The sequence below is a fragment of the Amycolatopsis taiwanensis DSM 45107 genome, assembly GCF_000519205.1.
Lineage (GTDB): Bacteria > Actinomycetota > Actinomycetes > Mycobacteriales > Pseudonocardiaceae > Amycolatopsis_E > Amycolatopsis_E taiwanensis.
Window position 1 is genome coordinate 13,554 of the sequence record NZ_KI912598.1, and the last position, 16,110, is coordinate 29,663.

Annotated in this window: 18 protein-coding genes; all 18 read left to right on the top strand. The window is 68.2% G+C overall.

All coding sequences use genetic code 11. From position 1 onward, the window contains the following. Window positions 1-70: 70 nt before the first annotated feature. The 18 genes from rho (at window position 71) to A3CU_RS0134905 (ending at window position 15,922) form a co-directional block, all read left to right on the top strand. Window positions 71-2,020, top strand: a complete 1,950-nt coding sequence (gene rho / locus A3CU_RS0134820) for a transcription termination factor Rho (protein ID WP_027946109.1) — start codon at window positions 71-73, stop codon at window positions 2,018-2,020. 147 nt (window positions 2,021-2,167) lie between these two features. Next, complete coding sequence (gene rpmE / locus A3CU_RS0134825) at window positions 2,168-2,398, top strand: 50S ribosomal protein L31 (protein WP_027946110.1); 231 nt, start codon at window positions 2,168-2,170, stop codon at window positions 2,396-2,398. 199 nt (window positions 2,399-2,597) lie between these two features. Further along, the gene (gene prfA / locus A3CU_RS0134830; RefSeq protein ID WP_027946111.1) at window positions 2,598-3,668 is read left to right on the top strand and encodes a peptide chain release factor 1; all 1,071 of its coding nucleotides are present in this window, start codon (window positions 2,598-2,600) and stop codon (window positions 3,666-3,668) included. A gap of 35 nt (window positions 3,669-3,703) precedes the next feature. Beyond that, entirely contained in the window at window positions 3,704-4,576 is an 873-nt protein-coding gene (gene prmC / locus A3CU_RS0134835; RefSeq protein WP_027946112.1) for a peptide chain release factor N(5)-glutamine methyltransferase, read from the top strand. A gap of 63 nt (window positions 4,577-4,639) precedes the next feature. Next, complete coding sequence (locus A3CU_RS0134840) at window positions 4,640-5,287, top strand: L-threonylcarbamoyladenylate synthase (RefSeq protein WP_043843656.1); 648 nt, start codon at window positions 4,640-4,642, stop codon at window positions 5,285-5,287. Window positions 5,288-5,306: 19 nt separating this feature from the next. Continuing rightward, entirely contained in the window at window positions 5,307-6,470 is a 1,164-nt protein-coding gene (locus A3CU_RS0134845) for a glycosyltransferase family 4 protein (RefSeq protein WP_027946114.1), read from the top strand. A 590-nt stretch (window positions 6,471-7,060) separates the two neighbouring features. After that, window positions 7,061-7,261, top strand: coding sequence for an AtpZ/AtpI family protein (locus tag A3CU_RS55890; RefSeq protein WP_043843658.1), 201 nt, complete (start codon window positions 7,061-7,063; stop codon window positions 7,259-7,261). Between the two features lie 19 nt (window positions 7,262-7,280). Beyond that, window positions 7,281-7,688 carry a hypothetical protein gene (locus tag A3CU_RS0134855; protein ID WP_211246600.1) on the top strand — a complete coding sequence of 136 codons (408 nt, stop codon included), beginning with the start codon at window positions 7,281-7,283 and terminating at the stop codon, window positions 7,686-7,688. After that, on the top strand, window positions 7,685-8,413 hold the full coding sequence (gene atpB / locus A3CU_RS0134860; protein WP_027946116.1) for a F0F1 ATP synthase subunit A: 729 nt from the start codon (window positions 7,685-7,687) through the stop codon (window positions 8,411-8,413). Before A3CU_RS0134855 ends, atpB begins: the two co-directional genes overlap by 4 nt. A 73-nt stretch (window positions 8,414-8,486) precedes the next feature. Next, entirely contained in the window at window positions 8,487-8,744 is a 258-nt protein-coding gene (locus A3CU_RS0134865; protein ID WP_027946117.1) for a F0F1 ATP synthase subunit C, read from the top strand. 2 nt (window positions 8,745-8,746) lie between these two features. Beyond that, window positions 8,747-9,283 (top strand): F0F1 ATP synthase subunit B, encoded by a 537-nt coding sequence (locus tag A3CU_RS48295; protein ID WP_063628955.1) that lies wholly within the window; start codon window positions 8,747-8,749, stop codon window positions 9,281-9,283. Window positions 9,284-9,286: 3 nt separating this feature from the next. Further along, the gene (gene atpF / locus A3CU_RS48300; protein WP_052372712.1) at window positions 9,287-9,835 is read left to right on the top strand and encodes a F0F1 ATP synthase subunit B; all 549 of its coding nucleotides are present in this window, start codon (window positions 9,287-9,289) and stop codon (window positions 9,833-9,835) included. Then, entirely contained in the window at window positions 9,835-10,653 is an 819-nt protein-coding gene (locus tag A3CU_RS0134880; protein WP_027946118.1) for a F0F1 ATP synthase subunit delta, read from the top strand. Before atpF ends, A3CU_RS0134880 begins: the two co-directional genes overlap by 1 nt. 54 nt (window positions 10,654-10,707) lie before the next feature. Then, window positions 10,708-12,354, top strand: a complete 1,647-nt coding sequence (atpA, locus tag A3CU_RS0134885) for a F0F1 ATP synthase subunit alpha (protein ID WP_027946119.1) — start codon at window positions 10,708-10,710, stop codon at window positions 12,352-12,354. A gap of 14 nt (window positions 12,355-12,368) precedes the next feature. Next, entirely contained in the window at window positions 12,369-13,322 is a 954-nt protein-coding gene (locus tag A3CU_RS0134890) for a F0F1 ATP synthase subunit gamma (protein WP_027946120.1), read from the top strand. A gap of 1 nt (window position 13,323) precedes the next feature. After that, window positions 13,324-14,769, top strand: a complete 1,446-nt coding sequence (atpD, locus tag A3CU_RS0134895) for a F0F1 ATP synthase subunit beta (protein ID WP_027946121.1) — start codon at window positions 13,324-13,326, stop codon at window positions 14,767-14,769. A gap of 94 nt (window positions 14,770-14,863) precedes the next feature. After that, on the top strand, window positions 14,864-15,229 hold the full coding sequence (locus tag A3CU_RS0134900; protein WP_027946122.1) for a F0F1 ATP synthase subunit epsilon: 366 nt from the start codon (window positions 14,864-14,866) through the stop codon (window positions 15,227-15,229). A gap of 258 nt (window positions 15,230-15,487) precedes the next feature. Next, window positions 15,488-15,922, top strand: a complete 435-nt coding sequence (locus tag A3CU_RS0134905) for a DUF2550 domain-containing protein (protein WP_027946123.1) — start codon at window positions 15,488-15,490, stop codon at window positions 15,920-15,922. The last annotated feature ends 188 nt before the right edge of the window (window positions 15,923-16,110 follow it).

The following is a 16,110-nucleotide window of genomic DNA, read 5'->3' on the forward strand; positions in this document are numbered from 1 at the left end:
CTTCGCGATCAGCCGCGAGCGGTCGTCCGCTGATCCACCTGGAGGCGTGGATCGGTCAGGAAGGACATGTGTGAGCAACACCGATCTTTTGAGCGGCGACCTGGAACAGGGCGCTGGAGCCGCGGAGTCGGCAAGTCCGGCGAACGGCACGGCCGCACCCAAGCGCCGCACCGGCGGACTGTCCGGCATGGTCATCGCCGACCTGCGCGAACTCGCCAACGAACTGGGCGTCGCGGACACCAAGGGGATGCGTAAGGGCGATCTCATCGCCGCCATCCGCGAGCGGCAGGGCAAGTCCCCGCGCCGCCCTTCGATCCGCGCCAACGCCGACAACACGCTGCCCCTGGAGGGCCTGAAGGCGGTACCGGCCGAAAAGCCCGCTGCGGAGAAGCCCGCGGCGGAGAAGCCGGCGGCGGACAAGCCCGCCGAACCGGCCGCCGAGCGCCCGGCTGAGCAGGCGAAGCAGGCCGAGCCGCAGCCCGCCGCCGAGAAGCAGGCCGAGTCACAGTCGGCCGAGGACGGCGGTCGCCGCGAGGCCGGCAGCCGGCGTCGGCGTGGTGCCGGCCGCGCGCAGGGCAGCCCGGAGGGGACCGGCCAGTCGTCGCGCGGTGACCGCCAGAGCGGTGACCGCCAGGGCAGTGACCGCCAGGGCGGTGACCGCCAGAGCGGCGAGGGACAGTCCGGCCAGGAACGCCGGCAGAAGGACCGTCAGCAGAACGGCAACCAGGCCGGTCAGCGCGCCCAGCAGGGCGGGCAGGCGACGGCCGATGGCGGCCAGGATGACGAAGAAGGTGGCCGTCGTGGCCGCCGCTTCCGGGACCGCCGTCGTGGCCGTGGTGGCCGTGCCGAGGGCGGCCAGGAGACCGAGATCCGCGAGGACGACGTGTTGCTGCCGGTCGCCGGCATCCTCGACGTGCTCGACAACTACGCGTTCGTGCGTACCTCCGGTTACCTGCCCGGCCCGAACGACGTGTACGTGTCGCTGTCGCTGGTCCGCAAGTACGGGCTGCGCCGTGGTGACGCCATCACCGGTGTGGTCAAGCAGCCGCGCGAGGGCGAGCAGCAACGGCAGAAGTTCAACCCGCTGGTGCGGGTGGACACGATCAACGGGCTGGAGCCGGAGCAGGCCAAGCGGCGCCCGGAGTTCACCAAACTGACCCCGCTGTACCCGAACGAGCGGCTGCGTCTGGAGACCGAGTCGCACAAGCTCACCACCCGCGTGATCGACCTGGTGATGCCGGTCGGAAAGGGGCAGCGCGCGCTCATCGTGTCGCCGCCCAAGGCCGGTAAGACCACGATCCTGCAGGACATCGCCAACGCGATCACCACGAACAACCCCGAGTGCCACCTGATGGTCGTGCTGGTGGACGAGCGGCCGGAAGAGGTCACCGACATGCAGCGGTCGGTGAAGGGCGAGGTCATCGCCTCCACCTTCGACCGCCCGCCGTCAGACCACACCTCGGTCGCCGAGCTGTCCATCGAGCGCGCCAAGCGCCTGGTGGAGATGGGCATGGACGTGGTGGTCCTGCTCGACTCGATCACCCGGCTGGGCCGCGCCTATAACCTGGCGGCCCCGGCGTCGGGCCGGATCCTCTCCGGTGGTGTCGACTCGACCGCGCTGTTCCCGCCGAAGCGGTTCCTCGGCGCGGCGCGCAACATCGAGAACGGCGGTTCGCTGACCATCTTCGCCACCGCGATGGTGGAAACCGGTTCCACCGGTGACACGGTCATCTTCGAGGAGTTCAAGGGCACCGGCAACGCCGAGCTCAAGCTGGACCGCAAGATCTCCGAGCGCCGCGTGTTCCCGGCGGTGGACGTCCAGCCTTCCGGCACCCGCAAGGAGGAGCTGCTGCTCTCGCCGGACGAGCTGGCCGTGCACCACAAGCTGATCCGCGTGCTCAACGCGCTGGATTCCCAGCAGGCCATCGACCTGCTGCTGTCCCGCCTGCGCAAGACGAGGACCAACATCGAGTTCCTGATGCAGGTATCCAAGACCGCGCTCGGCACCGACGACGACTGATCGTCCCCGCGCCCCCGCCGCGACGCGGGGGCGCGGGAATACCCTCCGGTCGTGGCCCGTTGTGTGGTCTGCGAGAATCATTCCGCTGAATGTCCGGCACCGGTTCACCTCGCGACGAGGACCCGGCGGCCAGCAAGAGAGGACCCCATGAAAAGCGGTATCCACCCTGAGTACGTGGTCACCACGGTGACCTGTGGCTGCGGTAACACCTTCACCACGCGGAGCACGAAGGCCTCCGGCAACATCCACGTGGAAATCTGCTCCGCCTGCCACCCGTTCTACACCGGCAAGCAGAAGATTCTGGACACCGGTGGCCGGGTCGCGCGGTTCGAGGCGCGCTACGGCAAGCGGCAGAAGAACACCAACGCCGACAAATAGGTGCTGCGAGATTGGCGGCGCCCTGCTCGCGCAGGGCGCTTCGCCATGATCTCTCCGCTGTGTCTTCTGGGGGTCGANCCCCCAGNCCCCCGCCAGGGGGCGAGCCCCCTGGACCCCCGCCGGTGGTCACCTGTCATGTGCGATGGTCGTTGTGAGTGGACCATTTACCGCGAGGGCGTAATGCGAAAGAGGTAAGGCTGTGGACTCGTCATCTCTGCGGGGGTTGCTCGACGAGTACGCCGAGCTGGAAAAGCAGCTCGCGGACCCGGCCGTGCACAGCGACCAGGCCCGCGCGCGCAAACTCGGACGCCGCTATTCCGAGCTGACTCCGGTGGTCAAGGCCGTCGAAGAGCTGGACGTCGCTCGTGAGGATCTCACCGCGGCGAAGGAGCTCGCCGCCGAGGACCCGGCCTTCGCCGCCGAGGCGCAGGAGATCACCGGCCGCATTTCGGCGCTGGAGTCCCGGCTGACCGAGTTGCTGCTGCCGCGCGACCCCTACGATTCCTCCGACGTCGTGATGGAGATCAAGTCGGGGGAGGGCGGCGAGGAATCCGCGTTGTTCGCGGGTGACCTGCTGCGGATGTACCTGCGCTACGCCGAGCGGCACGGCTGGAAGGCCGAGGTGCTCGACTCGGTGGACTCCGACCTCGGCGGCTACAAGGACGTCACGGTGTCGATCAAGGGCAAGGGCGCCGACGTGGACGGCGTGTGGTCGCGTCTGAAGTTCGAGGGCGGCGTGCACCGGGTGCAGCGGGTGCCGGCGACCGAGTCGCAGGGCCGCATCCACACCTCGGCGGCCGGCGTGCTGATCTACCCCGAACCGGAGGAAGTCGAGGTCGAGATCGACCCGAACGACCTGCGGATCGACGTGTTCCGGTCGTCGGGACCGGGCGGGCAGAGCGTCAACACCACCGACTCGGCGGTGCGGGTGACGCACCTGCCGACCGGGATCGTGGTGTCCTGCCAGAACGAGAAATCCCAGATCCAGAACCGGGCGCGGGCCATTCAGGTGCTGCAGGCCCGGCTGCAGGCGATCGCCGAGGAGGAGGCGGCCAGCAAGGCGGCCGACGCGCGGCGGTCGCAGGTGCGCACGGTCGACCGTTCCGAGCGCGTACGGACCTACAACTTCCCGGAGAACCGGATTTCCGACCACCGGGTGAATTTCAAGGCCTACAACCTGGACCAGGTTCTCGATGGTGACCTGGACGCCGTGCTCGACGCCCTGGCCCGGGCCGATCGCGAAGAGCGCCTGGCCACGGCGGGTTCGTGAGGCACGGTGGGAGAGCGCTGTGGGAAAGTAAAGGGGTGAAACGGCAGCCGTTGAGACTCGCGATCCTCGAAGCGACCAGGATCCTCGAGGCTGCCGGCGTCGAGTCTCCCCGCAATGATGCGGAGCTGCTGGCCGCGCACGTGCTCGGGGTCGAGCGTGGGCGCCTGCCGCTCGTTCCGCTGGTGGATCCGCCGGTGATCGACGCGATCGGCCAGCTCGTCGCGCAGCGCGCCAAACGGGTGCCGCTGCAGTACCTCACCGGCTGGGCGGCGCTCGGCGGGATCACGGTCGACGTCGGTCCGGGTGTGTTCATCCCGCGCCCGGAGACCGAGCTGGTGTTCGAATGGGGACGGTCCCTGCTCAAGGGCCGCGAATACCCCCTCGTCGTGGACCTGTGCACCGGGTCTGGCGTGCTGGCGCTGGCGGTCGCGCACGCCCGGCCGGACGCGGTGGTCTACGCGGTGGACGTCGACCCGCACGCGCTGGCCTGGGCCCGCCACAACGCCGATGCCCGCGCCGCGGCGGGGGACACGCCGATCCGGCTGTACTCCGGTGACGTCGGCGACCCCACGATCTTCGCCGAGCTCGACGGGCTGGTGGACCTCGTGTTGTGCAACCCGCCGTACGTGCCGCCCGGCGGTGACCTGCCCCCCGAGGTGGTCGACCATGATCCGCCCCAGGCGGTGTTCGCCGCCGACGGCGGCTTGGCCGTGATCCGCCAGGTGATCGCGACCGCCGCGCGTCTGCTCAAGCCGGGCGGTGGCGTCGCGATCGAGCACGACGACACCCACGGCTCGGCGGTCCCGTCGTTGGTAGCGGCCCGCAAGGTGCTCACCGACGTGGCCGACCACCCCGATCTGGCCGGTCGCCCGCGGTTCGTCACCGCCCGCCGCGCCACCAGCCCCTGACGGTCTCACGCGGTTGTGTGGCCTTGCCGGCCCGGCGTTGCGGGTGGGCGATAGGCTCCCTGCATGGCGGTGTACGACTGTAACCGGGCCGAAAGCCGGGCCGAGGGACTCACGGCGGCGGCGGGCGCGGTGCGCTCGAGCAGGCTGGTGGTCTTGCCCACGGACACCGTGTACGGCATCGGTGCCGACGCCTTCGACGCCGAGGCGGTGCGCGGGCTGCTGCGGGCCAAGCACCGTGGTCCGGACATGCCGGTCGGCGTGCTCGTCGGTTCGTGGTCCACAGTGGATGGACTGGTGCTGGGAGTTTCCTCGCAGGCAAAGGCTTTGATCGAGGCATTCTGGCCCGGTGATCTGTCCATTGTGCTGCCTCACGCGCCCAGCCTGCAGTGGGATCTCGGCGCCACGCGTGGCACGGTGATGCTCCGCATGCCGCTGCATCCGGTGGCGCTGGAGCTGTTGCGCGACGTCGGCCCGATGGCGGTGTCGAGCGCGAACATCTCCGGCCGTTCGCCCGCCGCCACCATCGACGAGGCGCAGGAGCAGTTCGGCACCACGGTGTCGGTCTATCTCGATGGCGGGCCGAGTGGCGAGCCGGTGCCGTCCTCGATCGTCGATCTCACCGGCAGTGAACCCGTCCTGTTGCGGGAGGGCTCGGTGAGCGCCGAGGCGGTGTCCGAAGTGCTCGGTGTGCCGGTGACCGCCAACTCCTGAGCCCTCGAGAGCCCTTGCGATGACTCCCGTTGCTACCGCCGGTCTCCCGATCCGCGAGTACATCCTGGTCGGGCTGATCTCGGCCGCGCTGACCTACCTGCTCACCGGCCTCATCCGCCGGTTCGCCATCCGGGCGGGCGCGATCGCCAACCCGCGTGCCCGCGACGTGCACGTCAAGCCGATCCCGCGGATGGGCGGCATCGCGATGTACCTGGGCGTGGTCGGCGGGATGGCCATGGCGCACCAGCTGCCGGTGCTGCGCCGCGCCTTCGAGTTCTCGTTCGACCCGGTCGGCGTGCTCATCGGCGGCGCGGTGATCGTGCTGATCGGGGCGCTGGACGACCGGTTCGAGATCGACGCCTGGACCAAGCTGGCCGGCCAGGTGCTGTGTGCCGGGATCCTGGTCATCTTCGGGGTGCAGTGGAACGCCTTCTGGGTGCCCTGGGGCGGCAACGGCAACTCGCTCGGCTCGATGGTGATCCTCGGCAACAACCAGGGTGGCCTGCTGATGGTCCTGCTGGTGGTGGTGCTGGTCAATGCGATGAACTTCGTTGACGGCCTGGACGGGCTGGCGGCCGGCCTGGGCCTGATCGCGGCCGCGGCCACCGCCACCTTCTCCATCGGCCTGCTCTCCTCGGCCGGCGGCGACGTCGGCACCTACCCGCCCGCGCTGATCGCCGCCACGCTGGCCGGCGCGTGCCTCGGCTTCCTGCCGCACAACTTCCAGCCCGCCCGGATCTTCATGGGTGACTCCGGCTCGATGATGATCGGCCTGATGCTCGCCGGCGCCACCACCTCCGCCTCCGGCAAGATCAACTACATCCGGTTCGGCGGCTCCGACCTGATCGCGCTGCTGGCCCCTTTGCTGGTCGTCATCGCGGTGTTGTTCCTGCCGATGCTGGACCTGGTGATGGCCGTGATCCGCCGGACCCGGCGCGGGGAAAGCCCGTTCGCGGCGGACAAGATGCACCTGCACCACCGGTTGCTGGAGATCGGGCATTCCCAGCGGCGCGCGGTACTGCTCATCTACCTGTGGGCCGGCCTGCTGGGCTTCGGCGCGGTCTCGCTCACTCTGTTCGACAAGGCCACCGTGGGCTGGATCGTCGGCGCGGGAATCGTGGTCGCGGCGATCGTGTCGGTGATCCCCCGCCTGAGGCGGGCGCAGAACTCGACCACGGGCTGACGGGGTCGATCATCGACTCGGACGCGCACCGGAGTAGGGTGGCGGACCGGCGCGCGGCTATACCTGCGAGGTAATCGCGCAACCTCTGTCCCCCACGTAGTTTCGGTGTCAATGACGGGTTCGGCGACATCGGAGGTGGGACATGAGGAGCGTGAAGCAAGCACAGGCCGCGTCAGGAAGCCGGAAAAGAGTACGCCTGTACGGCGTGTCGTACCCGGCTGGTACTCTCCACGGCGTGGAGAGGCGGCTCGAGCCGATCTCCCGGTGGCGGACCCCCGACCAGCAGTGTGGCGATCGAGCGCTGTCGCCCCGGCCGATGCTTGCGAGGGATCCGTTCCCGGGCACCGGTTGCGAGTCCTGCGCGGTCCCGGTAACGAGGGACTGATGCCCGCCTGCGCGTGTCCGAAACGTATCGGGTACGTTAAGTCCAGATCGTGACGATTCCCCCGGCGGAGTTAACGCCGGCCGGGAGAACCGGAAGGAGCCAGGTTGGGCGCGCTGGTAGCAGCCGAAGGTGAGGTGTTCACCTCCGCGTCGACCCACCGGCCGGCGTCTGCGTCCCCGGCCTTGACCGGAACAGGAGGCGCGCCGTGCCGGGTAAGTCGCCGAGTCCCGCAGAGCTCATCGGCCTGGGGTCCACGATCGTCGTCCTCGTGGTGGGGTTCACCGTACTTGGCTTTTTCGCCGACAGTCGTTTACACACTTCCCCGGCGTTCGTTTTCGCCGGGCTCGCGGTTGGCATCGTGACAGCATGCACGGTCGCCTATTCGCAGTTCCGGAAGTTCCGCTAGTGAGGTCGAGGGTCTAGCCGTGTCAGCTTCGAACGCCGTGTCGTCCATACCCGGCGGCAAAATGCTCAACCTCCGGCGCCCCCTGATCATGTCCGGGGCGATGGGGGCACTCGGTCTGCTCGCCACCGGTCTGCTCGGCCACATCCTGATGGGCGTCTTCGGCTGTCTCGGCCTGGCGCTCGGCCTGCTCAACACCCGGCTCGTCCAGCGATCCGTCTCGCGTGCCACCATCACGGAGAATCCGAACAAGCGCGCTCTGGCGTTCGCCGCGGTCGGTAGGTTGGCGGTTATCACCGTGCTCGCGGTCGGCATCGGGTTGCTCGTCCGTCCGGATGGCCTCGGTGTGTTCGTGGGATTGGCCGTGTTCCAGTTCATCATCACCGCCAGCACGGCTGGAACCGTAGTTAAGGAGCTTCGCCAGCAATGACTGACCAAGTTCTCGCCGCCGAGGTCGAAGTCGGGCACCACTCGACATTCGAACTGTTCGGCATGACGTTCAACGCGGACACGATCATCGCGACGGTGATCGCCGCGGCGGTCGTGATCGCGCTGGGCTTCCTGCTGCGTGCGAAGGTCACCGCGGGGGTGCCCAGCGGCATCCAACTGTTCTGGGAGTCCGTCACGACCTGGGTGCGTGGACAGGTGGAGAGCAGCATCGGCGTCCGGGTGGCACCCTTCGTGGTGCCGCTGGCGGTCACCCTGTTCGTGTTCATCCTGGTGGCGAACTGGCTTTCGGTGCTGCCCGCGCAGACGGACACCGCCGACATCATCCCGCCACCGGCGTCGGACACCAACTTCACGTTCGCGCTGGCCTTGCTGGTCTTCGTCTGGACGCACGTGGCCGGCGCACGCCGCCGCGGCGCGGGCAAGCACGCCAAGCAGTTGGTCAAGGGCCACGTGTCGTTCCTGGCCCCGATCAACATCATCGAGGAAATCAGCAAGCCCGTCTCGCTGTCACTGCGGCTTTTCGGGAACGTGTTCGCCGGCACCATTCTGGTGTCGCTGATCGCGATGTTCCCCGCCTATATCCTCTGGGCACCGAACTTCATCTGGAAGTCCTTCGACCTGTTCGTCGGATTTATCCAGGCCTTCATCTTCGCGTTGCTTACGATCCTCTACTTCGGACAGGCCATGGAGAAGCATGAGCATTGAGTTCACCGCGACTCCGGGTCTGGATAGTCAATAGTCCGAAAAGCGTTTCAAGGAAAATCGGTTAGGGAGAGTCATGGCAGACATCAACACCGCGATCACGATGGCTGGAGCCATGATCGGCGGCGGGCTGATCCTGGGCGGCGGCGCGATCGGTGCCGGTATCGGTGACGGCTTGGCCGGTAGCCAGTTCATCGCGGGGATCGCGCGGCAGCCGGAGGCCCAGAGCCGGCTGTTCACCCCGTTCTTCATCACGGTGGGTCTGGTCGAAGCGGCTTACTTCATCAACCTCGCCTTCATGGCGCTGTTCGTCTTCTCGCTGGGCAAGGGCTGATCATGTCGCGCGATGTGCTGGCCGAGGGGAACAACTTCCTGCTCCCCAACGGCACCTTCTTCGTCGAGCTGATCATCTTCCTGCTCGTGCTGCTCGTGATCTGGCGCTTCGTGTTGCCGCCGGTGCAGAAGGCGATGGCCGAACGGCACGACATGTTGCAGCGGCAGCTCGACGAGAGCCGTCAGGCAGGGGAGAAGTTCGAAGCCGCGAAGGCGAAGTACGCCGAGGAGCTGGCGCAGGCGCGCGCGGAGTCGAACCGCATCCGGGACGAGGCGCGGGCCGAGGGCCAGCGCATTCTCGACGAGCACCGGGAGCGGGCCCAGGCGGAGATCTCGGACATCCTGCGGCGCGGCGAGGAAGACCTCGCCGCGCAGCGGGAGCAGGTGCTGAGCGAGCTGCGAGAGGCCGTTCCGAGCCTGTCCACCGCATTGGCCGGCCGTGTGGTCGGGGAGGGCGTCATCGCTGGTGAAACCCACCGCGAGACCATCGATGCCTTCCTCGCCGAGCAGGGCGCCGGTCAGGCCCGAAAGGGAGACTGACTCATGGACATCGCCAGGTACATCGGCTCGCTGTTCGCGTTCGCGCTCATCATCGGCCTGCTCTGGTGGAAGGCAGTGCCTCCGGTCCGCAAGATGATGCGCGACCGGCAGGAGGCCATCCGCCAGCAGATCGAGGAGGCCAAGCGCGCGGACGAGCGGCTTGCCGAGGCGGAGAAGAAGTACGCCGAGGCGGTCACCGAGGCGCGGACCGAGGCCGCGAAGATCCGGGACGCGGCCCGTGCGGACGCGCAGCGGATCGTCGAGGAACTGCGGGTCCGGGCCGAGCAGGAGGTCGAGCGGATCAAGCAGCGCGGGGAGGACCATCTCGCGCAGCAGCACCAGCAGGCCATCCGCGAGCTGCGGGCCGAGATCGGCCGGCTGTCCACGGAACTCGCCGGGCGCGTCGTGCGGGAACACCTCGCACAGGACGGCAACCGGCAGGCCACCGTCGACCGCTTCCTCGACGAGCTCGAGCAGGTGTCGGCGCGGGAAGGTGAACCCGGCGAGACCACCGTCGGCGCGGGCGCCACGGCGGGCGAAGGAGGCTCGTGATGCATGCCACCAGCCGGGAATCCCTGGCGACGGCGCGTGAGCGGCTCGAAGCACTGACGGCCGACGTCGACACCGCCGGGCTGCGCCGGCTCGGCGGCGAGTTGTCCGCCGTGATCGGTGTGCTGGCACGGGAGCGCACGCTCCTGCGGCACCTTGCCGACCCGGCGACCACCGAGTCCGTCCGCGGTGACCTCGCCACCGGGGTCTTCGCCGGCAAGATCAGCGATCTGGCCGTGTCCGTGTTGCGCGAGGTCGCGGTGCTGCGCTGGTCGCGGGCCGCCGACCTGGCCGACACCGTCGAGCTGCTGGGCCGGCAGGCGGTGCTGGTTGCCGCCGAGCGGGAGAACACCCTCGACGAGACCGAGGACGAGCTGTTCCGCTTCGGCCGGGTGCTGGAGTCGGAAAACCGGCTGCGCACGCTGCTGTCGGACGCACAGGCGCCCGCGCAGCGGCGGCTGGAGCTGCTGCACTCCGTGCTCGACGGCAAAGTCGGTCAGGACACCCTCGACCTCCTCGAACAGGCCGTTCGCGTGCCTCGAGGCCGTAGCCTTGACGTAGTGGTCGGCCAGCTCGCCGAGCTGGCGGCCGCCCGGCGGGAGCGGACCGTCGCGCACGTGACGGCCGCGGCACCACTGACCGCGGAGCAGGAGGACCGGCTCGCCGGTGTGCTCTCGCAGATCTACCGGCGGACCATCTCGGTGCAGATCGAGGTGGACCCGGAGGTCCTCGGCGGGCTCGTGGTACGCGTCGGCGACGAGGTCATCGACGGCAGCATCGCCAGCCGTCTGGCGCAGGCCGCGCGTGGGCTGCCGGCCTGAGCCGGAGCCGGACACAAGCAAAGATCAACCCACTAGAGCAGGGACGAAAAGGACATGGCGGAGCTGACGATCTCCTCGGACGAGATCCGGAGCGCGATCGAGAACTACGTCTCGAACTTCTCGACCGAGACCGCACGGGAAGAGGTCGGAACCGTCGTGGAAACCTACGACGGCATCGCGATCGTCGAAGGCTTGCCTTCGGTGATGACCCAGGAGCTGCTGGAGTTCCCCGGTGGCGTGCTCGGCGTCGCCCAGAACCTGGACGAGCGCGAGATCGGTGTCGTCATCCTCGGTGACTTCGAAGGCATCGAGGAAGGCCAGGAAGTCAAGCGCACCGGCCGGGTGCTCTCGGCGCCGGTCGGTGACGGCTTCCTCGGCCGCGTGGTGGACCCACTGGGTGCGCCGATCGACGGGCTCGGCGAGATCGTCGCGGAAGAAAACCGGGTGCTGGAACTGCAGGCGCCGTCGGTCATGCAGCGCCAGCCGGTGAGCGAGCCGCTGCAGACCGGCATCAAGGCGATCGACTCGCAGACCCCGATCGGCCGCGGCCAGCGCCAGCTGATCATCGGTGACCGCAAGACCGGCAAGACCGCGGTCTGCGTGGACACCATCCTCAACCAGAAGGCCAACTGGGAGTCGGGCGATCCCGACAAGCAGGTTCGCTGCATCTACGTGGCGATCGGCCAGAAGGGCTCCACGATCGCCTCGGTGCGCAAGGCGTTGGAAGACGCCGGCGCGCTCGAGTACACCACGATCGTGGCCGCCCCGGCCTCGGACTCCGCGGGCTTCAAGTACATCGCGCCCTACACCGGTTCGGCCATCGGCCAGCACTGGATGTACCAGGGCAAGCACGTGCTGATCGTGTTCGACGACCTGTCGAAGCAGGCCGAGGCCTACCGCGCGATCTCGCTGCTGCTGCGCCGCCCGCCGGGCCGCGAGGCGTACCCCGGCGACGTGTTCTACTTGCACTCCCGGCTGCTGGAGCGGTGCGCGAAGCTGTCCGCGGACCTGGGCGGCGGTTCGATGACCGGCCTGCCGGTCATCGAGACCAAGGCCAACGACGTGTCGGCCTACATTCCGACCAACGTCATTTCGATCACCGACGGCCAGTGCTTCCTGGAGACCGACCTGTTCAACCAGGGTGTCCGGCCGGCCATCAACGTCGGTGTCTCGGTCTCCCGGGTCGGTGGTAGCGCGCAGGTCAAGGCGATGCGGTCGGTCGCCGGTTCGCTGCGGCTGGACCTGTCGCAGTACCGCGAGCTGGAGGCGTTCGCCGCCTTCGCTTCGGACCTGGACGCCGCGTCGAAGGCGCAGCTGGAACGCGGTGCCCGTCTGGTGGAGCTGCTCAAGCAGCCGCAGTACTCGCCGTTCCCGGTGGAGGAGCAGGTGGTGTCGATCTACCTGGGCACCAACGGGCACCTGGACACCGTCCCGATCGAGGACATCAGCCGGTTCGAGGCGGAGTTCCTCGAGCACGTCCGCGGCAGCCACGAGGGCATCCTCGCGGAGATCCGCGACACCAAGCTGTTCTCCGAGGAGACCGAGCAGCGCGTGGTCGACGCGGTGAACGAGTTCAAGAAGGGCTTCACCACCTCCGCGGGCGGCTCCGTGGTCAACGAGGCGCCGGCCGAGGCGATGGACGAGTCCGAAGAGCAGCGCGAGTCGGTCCGGGTGAGCCGTCCCGCGCCGGTCAAGAAGTGATCGGATAATCGAGCATGCCAGCACAGATTCGGGTACTTCGCCGCCGGATCCGCTCGACTCAGTCGATGCGGAAGATCACCAAGGCGCAGGAGCTCATCGCCACATCCCGCATCAGCCGGGCGCAGGCCAGGGTGGAAGCGGCTCGGCCGTACGCCGAGGAGATCACCAACGTGCTCTGCGCGCTGGCCGACGCCTCCGGGTTCGACCACCCGCTGCTGGTCGAGCGGGAGACCGTGCGGCGGGCCGGGGTGCTGGTGGTGACCTCCGACCGGGGCCTGTGCGGTGGCTACAACGCCAACGTGCTGCGCCGGGCGGAGGAGTTGCAGGCGCTGCTGCGCGAGCAGGGCAAGGAAACGCGGCTCTACGTCATCGGCCGGAAGGGGCTCAACTACTACCGCTTCCGGCAGCGCGACGTGGATGCGTCCTGGACCGGATTCTCGGAGCAGCCGGCCTACCTCAACGCGGCCGAGATCACCGGCCCGCTGATGCGCGCGTTCCGCGCGGGGTCGGACGAGGACGAACAGGCGCGCGGCTCCTACCTCGCCGAGGGTGAGGAGGAGACCAACCGGCTGGCCGGGGTGGACGAGCTGCACGTCGTCTACACCGAGTTCAAGAACATGCTCAGCCAGACCGCGGTCGCCAGGCGGCTCGCGCCACTGGAGGTCGAGTATGGCGCCGAGGACGCGGTCAGGACCCTGTACGAGTTCGAACCGGACGCGGACCAGCTGTTCCGCTCGCTCGCCCCGAAGTACCTCGGGACGCGGATCTTCGCGGCACTGCTGGAGTCGGCCGCCTCGGAATCGGCGTCGCGCCGTCGCGCGATGAAGGCCGCCACGGACAACGCCAACGACCTGATCCGCGACCTCACCCTCGAGGCCAACCGAGCCCGCCAAGCCCAGATCACCCAGGAGATCAGCGAGATCGTCGGCGGTGTCGACGCGCTCGCCGCCGCAGGAAGTGACAACTGATATGAGTGCACCCGCAGCCTTTTCCGACAGCGCCACGACCGGCAAGGCGGCCGGCCGCGTGGTCCGGGTAACCGGGCCGGTGGTCGACGTCGAGTTCCCGCGCGAGGCCGTGCCCGCCCTGTTCAACGCGCTCAAGGCGGAGGTCACCTTCAGCGACCTGGCCAAGACGCTGACCCTGGAGGTCGCCCAGCACCTTGGCGACAACCTGGTGCGGGCGGTCTCGATGCAGCCGACCGACGGCCTGGTCCGCGGCGTCGAGGTCTTCGACACCGGCGACCCGATCAAGGTCCCGGTCGGTGACGAGGTCAAGGGCCACGTGTTCAACACGCTGGGCGAATGCCTCGACGAGCCGGGCTTCGGCAAGGACCTCGAGCACTGGGCCATCCACCGCTCGGCGCCCTCCTTCGACCAGCTCGAGGGCCGCACCGAGATGCTGGAGACCGGCCTGAAGGTGGTCGACCTGCTCACCCCGTACGTGCGTGGTGGGAAGATCGGCCTGTTCGGCGGCGCCGGCGTGGGCAAGACGGTGCTCATCCAGGAGATGATCAACCGGATCGCCCGCAACTTCGGTGGTACCTCGGTCTTCGCCGGGGTCGGTGAGCGTACCCGTGAGGGTACCGACCTGATCCTGGAGCTGCGTGAAGCGGACGTCATCAAGAACACCGCGCTCGTCTACGGCCAGATGGACGAGCCGCCGGGCACCCGTATGCGGGTGGCGCTGTCCGCGTTGACCATGGCGGAGTACTTCCGCGATGTGAAGAACCAGGACGTGCTGCTGTTCATCGACAACATCTTCCGGTTCACCCAGGCGGGTTCGGAGGTGTCGACCCTGCTGGGCCGGATGCCTTCCGCGGTGGGTTACCAGCCGACGCTGGCCGACGAGATGGGTGAGCTGCAGGAGCGGATCACCTCGACCCGTGGCCGGTCGATCACCTCGATGCAGGCGATCTACGTGCCCGCGGACGACTACACCGACCCGGCTCCGGCCACCACGTTCGCGCACCTGGACGCCACCACGGAACTTTCCCGTACGGTGTTCTCGAAGGGCATCTTCCCGGCGGTGGACCCGCTGGCCTCCAGCTCCACCATTCTCGACCCGCAGATCGTCGGCGAGGAGCACTACCGGGTGGCGCAGGAGGTCATCCGGATCCTGCAGCGTTACCAGGACCTGCAGGACATCATCGCGATCCTCGGTATCGACGAACTGTCCGAAGAGGACAAGCAGCTGGTCGGCCGGGCCCGCCGGATCGAGAAGTTCCTGTCGCAGAACATGATGGCGGCCGAGCAGTTCACCGGCCAGCCGGGCTCGAACGTGCCGCTCAAGGAGAACATCGAGGCGTTCGACCGGATCACCAAGGGTGAGTACGACCACCTGCCCGAGCAGGCGTTCCACCTGGTCGGTGGCCTGGAAGACGTCGAGAAGAAGGCCCACGAGCTCAGCAAGTAGGCGATCGCCCCGGCGGCGGTGCCGGTGTCCGATGTGGACCCGGTTGCCGCGGCCGGGGCATCCCAGACTCTAGCCGCAGACAAGGAGTTCACTCGTGGCTGAGATGTCCGTCCGGCTGGTGGCGGTGGAACGGGAGGTGTGGTCCGGCCAGGCCACCTTCGTGTTCGCCCGGACCACGATCGGCGAAATCGGTGTTCTGCCTCACCATGTGCCGTTGCTGGCCGAGCTGACCGAGGCCGAAGTGGTGCGGATCGACTCCACCGAGGAGGGTGAGATCTTCGCCGCGGTACACGGCGGGTTCCTTTCGGTGACGGAGTCGGGCGTGAGCATCCTCGTCGAGTCCGCCGAGTTGCGCGACGAGATCGACGTCGAGCAGGCACGAGTGGACCTGCAGTCCGACGACGAGGATGTGCGGTTGATGGCCAAGGCGCGCCTGCGCGCGGCTGGCCATGAGGCGTGAGCACATTACGTTTCGCAAAGAACGTGTGCGGGTAGTCACGCCGTGATATCCGTTGCAGGCCGCCGGTCGGCACGACGGTGGCCTGTTTGTCCGCTTTTCTCTGACACCCAGGCGTCGGCCCTGCGTTTTGAATCGCGTTCCTTGTAAGTTGTACGATATTTCTACGCGCATGAAAAGGAGGCCGACGTGGTTGATTGTCCGGTAACGCTCCCGGCCTCCGGCCACGCGGCCTGACCCGGCGACGAGCGGGAGCGGACCGTGGAAATCGCCGTGGTGATCCTGGTTCTCCTGCTCGGCTTGATCGTCATCGCGGCCTGGTACGTCCTGCGTTGGGTCCGCATGCGCCGTAACGGCGGCGTGAGCGTGGCTCTGCGCTGGAATCCCGACAATGTCCGGTCCGGCTGGCATCTGGGCATCGGCCGGTACGAGGGCGAGGTATTCGCCTGGTATCGCGTGTGGAGTCTGCGCACCGGTCCGGACCGGGTGTTCGACCGCGCACGGCTGGTGGTGGTCGGCCGGCGTGATCCGGCCGGGACCGAGGCATATGCCGTTCCGGGTGATTCCACCGTTCTGCGCTGTGAATCCGAGCGCACGGGGCCCATCGAGTTCGCGATGGGCCCCGGTGCATTGACCGGCTTCCTGTCCTGGCTGGAGTCCGCCCCGCCCGGCCATCGCATTCCCCGCGCCTCCTGAATTACCCGCGAGGTAATCGCGCAACCTCCGCCGTTGGCCTAGTTTCGGTGTTGACGAAAGGCTTGGCGACACAGGAGGTGGGCCATGAGGAGCGCGAATCGCAAGCACCGCTGGTTGAGGTTGGTACTGCGGCTGGACCAGGCCGGATCGGCCGCGTTCATCGTGGTGGCACTCGCCATCGCGCCCGC

Bases quoted from the DNA above. Each gene is read 5' to 3' on its own strand.
- rpmE (WP_027946110.1), top strand. From the start codon at position 2,168: ATGAAAAGCGGTATCCACCCTGAGTACGTGGTCACCACGGTGACCTGT.
- A3CU_RS0134840 (WP_043843656.1), top strand. From the start codon at position 4,640: ATGGCGGTGTACGACTGTAACCGGGCCGAAAGCCGGGCCGAGGGACTC.
- A3CU_RS0134845 (WP_027946114.1), top strand. From the start codon at position 5,307: ATGACTCCCGTTGCTACCGCCGGTCTCCCGATCCGCGAGTACATCCTG.
- atpB (WP_027946116.1), top strand. From the start codon at position 7,685: ATGACTGACCAAGTTCTCGCCGCCGAGGTCGAAGTCGGGCACCACTCG.
- A3CU_RS0134865 (WP_027946117.1), top strand. From the start codon at position 8,487: ATGGCAGACATCAACACCGCGATCACGATGGCTGGAGCCATGATCGGC.
- A3CU_RS48295 (WP_063628955.1), top strand. From the start codon at position 8,747: ATGTCGCGCGATGTGCTGGCCGAGGGGAACAACTTCCTGCTCCCCAAC.
- atpF (WP_052372712.1), top strand. From the start codon at position 9,287: ATGGACATCGCCAGGTACATCGGCTCGCTGTTCGCGTTCGCGCTCATC.
- A3CU_RS0134880 (WP_027946118.1), top strand. From the start codon at position 9,835: ATGCATGCCACCAGCCGGGAATCCCTGGCGACGGCGCGTGAGCGGCTC.
- atpA (WP_027946119.1), top strand. From the start codon at position 10,708: ATGGCGGAGCTGACGATCTCCTCGGACGAGATCCGGAGCGCGATCGAG.
- A3CU_RS0134890 (WP_027946120.1), top strand. From the start codon at position 12,369: ATGCCAGCACAGATTCGGGTACTTCGCCGCCGGATCCGCTCGACTCAG.
- atpD (WP_027946121.1), top strand. From the start codon at position 13,324: ATGAGTGCACCCGCAGCCTTTTCCGACAGCGCCACGACCGGCAAGGCG.